The following is an 836-nucleotide window of genomic DNA, read 5'->3' as shown; positions in this document are numbered from 1 at the left end:
CGTAGTCGCGAAGTGACCCGCCCGCTGCAAAGGCGGGCGCCGGATCACACCCGGTTATTGCCGTGTCGAGCAGCGCGTGGGCTATACGCTGGTCGCTCAAGCGCTCGAAGGTGAAGCGGACTAGCTCCACTATCGTCGATCCGTCGATGACCGGCTCGACGGTCAGGACCCCCTCATTCTCCAGCTGGAATAAAAGGCTCTGCTCGGTCTGGTTCTGTGAAGGGTGCAGCCCTTCGAGTAGCGTATGGACCTCGGCCATTGGCAGATGGCCGCTGCGCGCCTCGACCATTGCTTGGGTGAGTCTCTCAAGTGCCGTCTCGACGATGCGGAGACGCGGGTACAGGCCCATTCGCGCCGTGATCGCATCCGCGACGGCTCCGAAATAGAAATCGAACACGCCCGATACACCGGCGAGCCCTCGTGGCAGTTCCTGCTCGCCGCGGCGCTCAAGCGCATCGCAGCAGGTGCGCAGGAACAGGGGGTTTTCGAACTCGGGGGAGAAGTTGGGCGCTGCCATGCGCACAATGCCGCGGGCATCGAGATAACGCTGGGCGGCCTGCGCGGCCTGCCCAGCGAAGCCGGGATGGGCGATGCGAGGCAGCGCCTTCTCGTCGATCTCACGGACGATGTAAGGCAGAAAGGTCGTGCGGCAGGAGAGGGCCACCGCCACATGCGAAAAGCGGTCAGCCGTGGCGAGGAACGCTGCCAGGCGGTTCGCCCATAACGCAATTCCTCCGCGTTCATTGATTGCATCGATCATGACGAGCGCGCGCGTGCCCGCTGCCTCGCCAGCGGCGTCGAGCGTGCCGAGCAGCTCATCGGGCGTCGTATTGGTC

General features: G+C 64.5%; 1 pseudogene. It reads right to left on the bottom strand.

What is annotated here, in order from left to right:
- A pseudogene (locus AAFM29_RS17760) lies at positions 1–836 on the bottom strand (AAA family ATPase); the annotation flags it as partial.

Origin of the sequence: Erythrobacter sp. (assembly GCF_038133525.1) — a bacterium.
Lineage (GTDB): Bacteria > Pseudomonadota > Alphaproteobacteria > Sphingomonadales > Sphingomonadaceae > Qipengyuania.
This window is presented reverse-complemented; position numbering and strand designations above follow the sequence as displayed.